Annotated in this window: 5 protein-coding genes; 1 reads left to right on the top strand and 4 read right to left on the bottom strand. The window is 28.4% G+C overall.

Going from position 1 to position 7927, the window contains the following annotated elements; all coding sequences use genetic code 11:
• Positions 1-131: 131 nt before the first annotated feature.
• The 4 genes from Q428_RS06380 to Q428_RS06365 form a co-directional block, all read right to left on the bottom strand.
• Positions 132-1739 carry a putative polysaccharide biosynthesis protein gene (locus Q428_RS06380; protein WP_035379249.1) on the bottom strand — a complete coding sequence of 536 codons (1608 nt, stop codon included), beginning with the start codon at positions 1737-1739 and terminating at the stop codon, positions 132-134.
• A 289-nt stretch (positions 1740-2028) separates the two neighbouring features.
• Positions 2029-2880, bottom strand: a complete 852-nt coding sequence (locus tag Q428_RS06375) for a DUF4349 domain-containing protein (RefSeq protein WP_035379247.1) — start codon at positions 2878-2880, stop codon at positions 2029-2031.
• Between the two features lie 210 nt (positions 2881-3090).
• Entirely contained in the window at positions 3091-4173 is a 1083-nt protein-coding gene (locus Q428_RS06370; RefSeq protein WP_051515011.1) for an amidase domain-containing protein, read from the bottom strand.
• Positions 4174-4235: 62 nt separating this feature from the next.
• The gene (locus Q428_RS06365) at positions 4236-5171 is read right to left on the bottom strand and encodes a M15 family metallopeptidase (protein ID WP_035379244.1); all 936 of its coding nucleotides are present in this window, start codon (positions 5169-5171) and stop codon (positions 4236-4238) included.
• A 798-nt stretch (positions 5172-5969) separates the two neighbouring features.
• On the opposite strand from Q428_RS06365, the gene Q428_RS06360 reads away from it, so the two are divergent.
• Entirely contained in the window at positions 5970-7904 is a 1935-nt protein-coding gene (locus Q428_RS06360) for an LTA synthase family protein (protein ID WP_161633600.1), read from the top strand.
• Positions 7905-7927: the final 23 nt, after the last annotated feature.

Below are 7927 nucleotides of genomic sequence, written 5' to 3'. Positions count from 1 at the left end.
TTGTATATAGAGATTTATAAATTTTTATAAAATTTATTTGGCTGTTTCAACCCTCCTTCTTTTTTTATATAAATAATACCTATAAATGTCACTTTTGTCAATTAAATCGTTAAAGTCTATTGTTCTATATTTTATTTCAAATTTTTTTTCATAAATGAAGGCAGTTTTTTTATTAATCTAGGTGATATAGATTCTATGTCATGTTTAGTTATACCACCTATTCTTATCATTGAATATAAATATACTGCTCCCGCACAAGCTATTGTTAACATTAGAGGTATTATATTAACAAATCTCCCCATTTTAATTATACCAGTCATACTAAACAATATGTATTTTATTAACAATGTTGCTGCTGCCATAATAATAGAACTTATAAGGGGTTTAATTGTTAAACCAAATAATGAAAATTTTATTTTTAACGTCTTACACATTTTGCTGTGATTTAAAATTGACGGAACTAGAAAACACAATATTCCACTTACCACAGCTCCATTAATGTTTATTTCCCTGTTCCCAACAAGTATAAAATTAGAACCTATCTTCAATACAATCCCTACAGCCAAGGAGAAGACAACGAAATAAAATTCATTTATACTCTGAAGAACTGTACTCTGAATCTTGACTATGGACATAAATACTACAACACAAGAACCGTAAAGCATTAATTTATAACCTAAATCCGTACCAAATAATACCTTATAAATCTCATAACTTAAAACAGACAATCCTAATGCCGCTGGTATTGATATTATGAAACTAATCCTTAGGGATGATAATATTTTCTCCTTTATAGCCTTTCTATCACCTAATACTAATGCTTGGGAAACATCTGGTACAACAGTTGTGGAAAGTGCAAATATAACAATTAAAGGTACATAAATTAATGTTTTATAAAAATTCAAGACACCATATAACATATTTGACTCATAATTAGAAAAACCTGCGTATAATAATCTGGATTTTACATTAAACATATCTACAACAGCACCAAAGTTTTGTAACCCTGCACTTAAGGTTATCGGAAAGCCATATATTAAAAGCTGCTTTACAATTTTCTTTCCAGATATGGTTTTTTTGCATTCACTTGTATTTTTAACATAATTATATATTCCACTTGCCCCAGCAAAATACATCAAATAGAAAACTGCCAGCAAAGCACCTATTGAAGTTCCTATTGTACCACCTGCACTTCCGTACTGAACCCCATATTTCATTAAAATTTTTGCAAAAATCAAACTTACAACCACATTGAATAATTGTTCTAACAACTGTGATACTGCCAGTGGTGTCATTAAATTTTTACCTTGATAGTATCCTCTATACGCACAAAGAGTCGATGTTATTGCTATGGCTGGTGCCAGATATATTAATCCTATGTATATATCTGGACTTTCACTGGCTGTTGAGATAAATTTTGCACTTATAATTAATAAACCCGTCAAAATTAAACCAAACAGTGTTAAAATTGTTCTTGATAATCTAAATGTTCTAAGTGCTGCCTTATTATTTCCCAGGGCACTAAGTTCTGATACATATTTTGCAATAGCTGTTTGCATTCCTACATTTAGAACCGCATATAAAAAAACAAAAATTTCGTATGTTTGTTGGTAAATACCATATCCATCTATACCTATTATTCCCTGTAAAATAGGTACATAAAGTACTGATAGGATTTTTGATAAAATCCCAGCAATTGATAGTATTGCAAACCCCCTTGAGGCTGATTCTTTAACCATTTGACCCTCCTATTTTATGTATATTAATCTATACTGTTTAAAATTCACATTGTATATTATACATCATAATATTCTCCTGGTATACTTTAAGATATATAAATTTTTCAATAAAAAAACTTATAGAGCAATTCATCAGGTTGTTTACAAATTTACCTATTCTAGAACATCATGAATAATTGATGATGTTCCTGTAAATTTTTTCGCAAATAATGTATGTCAACAATCTGAATTCATCATCTCTATAAGCTTTTTAAAATTAATTATTTATATTATATCCCTGCTTCTCATTTCATTTTTTAATAGATTTGTAAAATTTTCTATAAAAAAATATACCGGCAAATACTAAAATTAAAATTATTAATATATTTGATACCAAGAAAATAATCGTCTTCTGTATCAACACTATTATAACTACAACTGAATTATTGAATCCACTTTTGATTGATTTGATAAAGTCACTTCCACTTATTATCCCTAACGTGCTTTCTTTTATTAAAATTTTTTTGGTTATAGTCAAAGTAATAGTTCCATAATTTATTTGCCTATCCCAATTATTCTTAAGTGCTTGTAAAGATTCAATATCTCCCCTTACCTTATAAAGCTCATTTTGAACTTTTAAAATCTCCTCTACATTTTTAGCTTTTTTCATTATTTCTAATATCTGTTGTTCCTGAGCCAATAAATTCTTAAGTCTAGCCTCATTATCAACATAGCTGTCAGTTATATCCTGGGAAGATGTACGTTTAAATTTTACTACATAGTTATTTTCTAAAAAATTTATAAATTCATCTATTTTGTTGGAAGGAATTTTTACAACACTTCTGCTCTCATTTTCGTAGCTTTCCATACCTTCAATATAGCCATTTAAATAGTTTACATGTTTTTCTATATCCTTAAAAGTCTTTTTATCATCATCAACTTCAATAACTATCTCTCCATTGAAAATTATTTTTTTATAACTGCCGTCAGATACAGTAGTAAAATTCAAATCATTAGTTTTATTTTTTACATTTACAGAACTTTGTGTCTTAGTTAATCCACGATTTTCTTCACCCTGTATGGATTTATCTGACTTTTTCCCACATGATACTAGAATTATTAACATTAACAATAGCAAAATAAAAATATTTTTCTTTTTCATATATACACCTCCTGTACATATGACCAGAAAAACAGGTTTATGTTCCATATTTTACATAAAATTAACACAATAATGAGGCCATAGATTTCACTGCATTTATATACTAATTTAATATAGCTTTTTCTGAATTTTTCAGGATTTTGCTTAATTTGTTTATGCTGTGCATAATTCTTGAAGTGTCTGCTCCTTTGGCATCTCTTTTAAATTCAACTAATAATGAACTCTAACAAGCCAAAATTTTATTTTTTTATCGCTCCATCCTAAATCCCAAGGAACATCATTCCTGTCTGTATTATGACAGGTTACCAATGCATATCCCTTAGAATCAGCACCAGTTACCACTGATATATGGGTAATGTCTTTATTTTTTTCGTAGGCAACAAAATCTCCTGGTAATAGTTTATATGAGGCTTTATAAACCTTATCGTAATTTCCATAGGCTATCACCGATGCCCTTCCACTATTTATCATGTATTGCTTAAACTTATCTGCATTAACCCATGCCCCTGTTGCATTTCCTTTCTCATAGTTCCATTTAGTATTTTTTCTGAATTTTCCACCCTCAAACAGAATTTGAGAAGCAAAATTAGCACAATCTCCACCATCAATATTAAAATCCCTATATTTTTTGTTATATTGATAGCCATTTTCCTTATACCCAGCTGCTCCACAATATTTCTTTGCATACTCAACAGATTTTTTTCTTCTTTCATTTATATTAGAAAAATCCCTACTCTCCTGTGAAAGTATATAATTTCTTATTGAATCAGCTTTAATATTATCAAGATTCAAGGAATCACCAAATGGATCTTTATACCATTCCTTTGTTATTATCCAAGACTCATTTACCCTTTCCAGTTGGAGAAAGTGATATGTTCCAATTTTGAAGGTGTTTACAAAGTCTAAGTTATTATCATAAACGTATTTATATTCAGTGGAGCAGAGCAAATTAAGTGTGTACATGTCTCCTCCACCTTTTATCCATTTAATAACAATATCTGGTTTGACTCCAATAAATTTTACCCCTTGTTTTTGCTCCCAGTTATGAATGTATTTCATTTTTTTATGTTCATATTCATATGCCCATTTTCCATATTTTGTATTTAAATTATATATAGTCTTAACATAATCTAAATTTTCATCAAGAATTGCTTGATTTCTTTTAACAAAAATTTCTTCAACTACTGCCTTAATTTCTTTATTGTCAATTGGGTTTACAGAATACATTTTCTTATTCTGAAAAAATAATAACAAAAAACTTGATACCACTGTAATTACCAATATCGCTATCATCTGAAGCCTTTTTATTTTAACAGTTTTCAAAGGAATTCCCCCTTCTGTATAACTGAAGTTTTTTATCTTCCTAATACAATCTCAATCTTTTTAATACAATTCTTTGTATATTCCTCATCTATGGATATTCCTTCATACCAATACCTTCTAATTCTTTGTTTATCTCCAAAATATTTTGCCTTTAATATAATTTCTGGTCTATATTCGAAATGTAAAATATCAAAATGACCCCATTTTCCACCCCATATAAAATTGTTTTTTTCAAATATAGATACAATCTCTTTTGGGTATGATTTTAATCTTGATGCTCCCTGTTCCCTGGTTGCCCATTTCCAGTAGTCCCTTTTATCTCTAGCTAAATCAATTGCTATTCCATATGAATGGGGACTTAATCTGGATGTTCCTGAAATATACCTGTAATTAAATGTACCACTACACGGAAATACATAACTTCCTATAGTTTTGTTGTTTTTAGCTATGGTCAGTATATCCCTTATTGCCCTGTTTAATGATTCTGCTGCTGCATTCTCTCTATTAAACTGAAAAGTTCCAGAACCTATATTAACATTTACTAGATTTTTCATAATCTCATTCTTACTGTTTCCATAGACCTCATTAAACAATTGATATACCCTGATGCGACCCGGATCATAATCCTTCTCCAAAAGATCAGATATACCTCCCAAAGGATAAATAACCTCTAGCATATCCTGAACATCTGGATTATTTAATCTTTCTTCATGGCTTTTAAGCTTTCTATCATCATATAATATTTTTCTGCCATTCTTAGTTATTAAATAAACATTCTTGTTATTTTTCTCAAGGTCTACAATATATCCAGGATAAGAGAGCATCAGACATAATATATCCTGTTTCATTACTGTTTCGTATTCACTTTCACCCTTGTTTGTAACATTCACATGTTTATTTAAAGGAATCATATATGATACTATAATTGCTAAGATAAATAATATTGATATACCAGCTTTATTTTTCATACTTTCACTCCTGATTGTCTAATAGAATTTAATATTAAATTTTTAATTAACTGATATATATTCTTTCCCAAAATTTCTTTTTGTATGTTTTTACAAAACTCATCTTATTTCTACCTAAAATTTCTGGCAGAAACCAAATCTTTTCTATCAAATCTTTAATTCATCTGGTAATTATGATACAATTAACATAGATTTAACATTTGGGTTAATGCCGCTCAGAGAGGGGAAATGTTTAGCATGATTAAAATATTTGAATATAAAAAGATTAATGTTATAGCTTTTTTGCTCTTTATTTTTGTTTGTATTACAGATTTTTTTAACAAAACTAGCCTTTTTCTTACCTCTTTATCATTTTTTATTATCTCTTTTATAGTTTTTTATCTTGGTATTCTGGATCTTAAACTGAGTAAATCAAAAAATATGCTTCTATTTATTTTAAATGTGGCTTTTTTGTTGTTCACCTATAAAAGTAAAGTATACTTATTCAATATCGTCATACTGTCTTGTGTTTTATGGGGAACAATTACACCACTGTTAACATCTAATAAAAATATCCTAAGCCTTTCTATTGTTGTAAGCTTATTATCTGTCTACATATTTACATTACTAAACATACATATACCATTATTTACTATTGTATTTTATCCTGTTTATTTATTAGGTGTTATAATAAAAAATCTTTGGCTGGATAAATCCCTTGGCAAATTTTTTATTAATCTAATTTGTATTTTAATTTCTCTCTTTGTCCTGATTGTTTTCGAATTTAAAGTAAAGGATTTTGATTTAATTAATAATATTATGTATTTAAAATTGAGCTCCTTAGATGCAAAAACAGCTGTATACCTTACCTTTACTAACCTCTTTATTATTTTGCTTTTATTTTCTATTTTCTACCTGTTGTTTAACTTTACTGGCATCTTTGAGTATAATAAATTTTATAATAGCCACTATGATAAACATCTGGAGACATTTAAAAAAGACTTTTCAACCTTTTTAAGTTTTGCCTTAATAAATGGAATACCTATTTTCATTAGTGAATTTCTACTAAGAGGACATTTAAAACCAACACTTAAAAGCTTTTTTTATCATCAAACACTATTTAATATTATATTTTTAGCGGGAATTTACTTAACTCTAATTTCTTTATTTGGTAAGTATTTATCAACCTTTATTTTATCAGTTATAAGTTTATTATTAGTTTTTGCTAACTATATTAAAATAAAATTTTTCAATGAACCTTTTTTTCCTTGGGAGATGTATTTAATTAAAAATGCTCTATTAATATCAAAACAATACATAAACATTAAAATAATTTTAGGGCTTTCAGCTTTGTTGTTGACACTTATATTTATATTGTTAAAATACAAAAAAAATATAAAAAAAATCTTTAAAATTAAACCTAAGATAGCTGCATTGCCAATTGCTTTAACTGTAGTTATACCAAATTTTACAATAGTCAACAGCTCAAAATTTCTATCAGAACTTAACATGGGAAAATCCTGGTATGTTGGCAAACAAGAGATGTTAGCCAATGGTTTCTTTGTACAAAATTATTTATACTTGACTGAAATGAAAAAGTATTTAAACAACAAACCAAAGGGCTACTCTAAAAATAATATGTTGGAAATTGATAAAGACCTCTCCATTGAAAAACTGCATAGTGAATCTAATATTGAAAAACCAAATGTTATTGTAATAATGAGCGAATCCTTTTGGGATCCAACCCAATTAAATGGTGTCTCCTTCAATAAAGATATTACTCAAAATCTCCGCAAATATAAAAAAGGTGAAATTATTTCACCGGTTTTTGGGGGTGGTACAGCAAATACTGAATTTGAAGCATTAACGGGTTTTTCTATGTATTATATCAACCCAGGAATAATCCCATATAATGTATATTTAAGAAGAAACACTCCTAGCATAGCATCTGTATTTAAAGAAAACGGATATCAAACAACTGCAATTCATCCAAATGTAGGAGACTTTTACAATAGAACCAGCGTGTATAAATATTTTGGTTTTGACGAGTTTATCGATATAAAAGGCTTTGACGAAAATTCTGAGAAGAAAGGACCCCATATATCTGACGAAAAAACAGTTGAAAAAATACTCAGCCTTTTAAATAGGGATAACAATCCTAAATTTATATTCGCTGTAACTATGCAAAACCACGATCCTTACTACGGAAATTATGAAAATTTAGAAGTTGAAGCAAAATCTGATAACCTTGATGAAATCGAATCATCCATTTTGAGTAATTTTGGACAAGGTATTTATGATGCAGATAAATCATTAGGGCAAATTATAAATGCATTAAGTAAGACAAATAAGCCAACTTTATTATATTTCTTCGGGGATCATTTACCAAGATTGGGATATCCAAAGGGACTCCTTGATATTTATAATAATTGCAGTTTTTTTGAAGGTGCTTCGGTTCTTAATAAGGATTTAAGGCTTTACAAAACCCCCTTTGTAACATGGTCTAATTACAAAAACATGCAGCCAATAAATCAACTTATTTCTCCGGCACAGATAGCCTTTGAAATATTGACTGATTCAGAAGTAAAGTATCCTAATTACTTTAACATATTAAAGGAAATCAGAGCTAAATATCCAATTATGCATAATAATTTAAAAGAAAAAGTAAATTCTGAGGATGAAATTGTTAAAAAATATGAAATGATACAATATGATTTGCTTTTTGGCAAACAATATCTTAATTCAATTAAATAATTCTTAAAAATCCCCAAATTCAA

It is taken from the genome of Fervidicella metallireducens AeB, from assembly GCF_000601455.1.
GTDB lineage: Bacteria > Bacillota > Clostridia > Clostridiales > Caloramatoraceae > Fervidicella > Fervidicella metallireducens.
The sequence above is the reverse complement of the archived record's forward strand: the minus strand, read 5'-3'. Positions and strand labels throughout refer to the sequence as shown.

Excerpts from the sequence above, each read along its gene's own strand:
- Q428_RS06380 (WP_035379249.1), bottom strand. The coding sequence starts at position 1,739 with ATGGTTAAAGAATCAGCCTCAAGGGGGTTTGCAATACTATCAATTGCT.
- Q428_RS06375 (WP_035379247.1), bottom strand. The coding sequence starts at position 2,880 with ATGAAAAAGAAAAATATTTTTATTTTGCTATTGTTAATGTTAATAATT.
- Q428_RS06370 (WP_051515011.1), bottom strand. The coding sequence starts at position 4,173 with ATGATAGCGATATTGGTAATTACAGTGGTATCAAGTTTTTTGTTATTA.
- Q428_RS06365 (WP_035379244.1), bottom strand. The coding sequence starts at position 5,171 with ATGAAAAATAAAGCTGGTATATCAATATTATTTATCTTAGCAATTATA.
- Q428_RS06360 (WP_161633600.1), top strand. The coding sequence starts at position 5,970 with ATGTATTTAAAATTGAGCTCCTTAGATGCAAAAACAGCTGTATACCTT.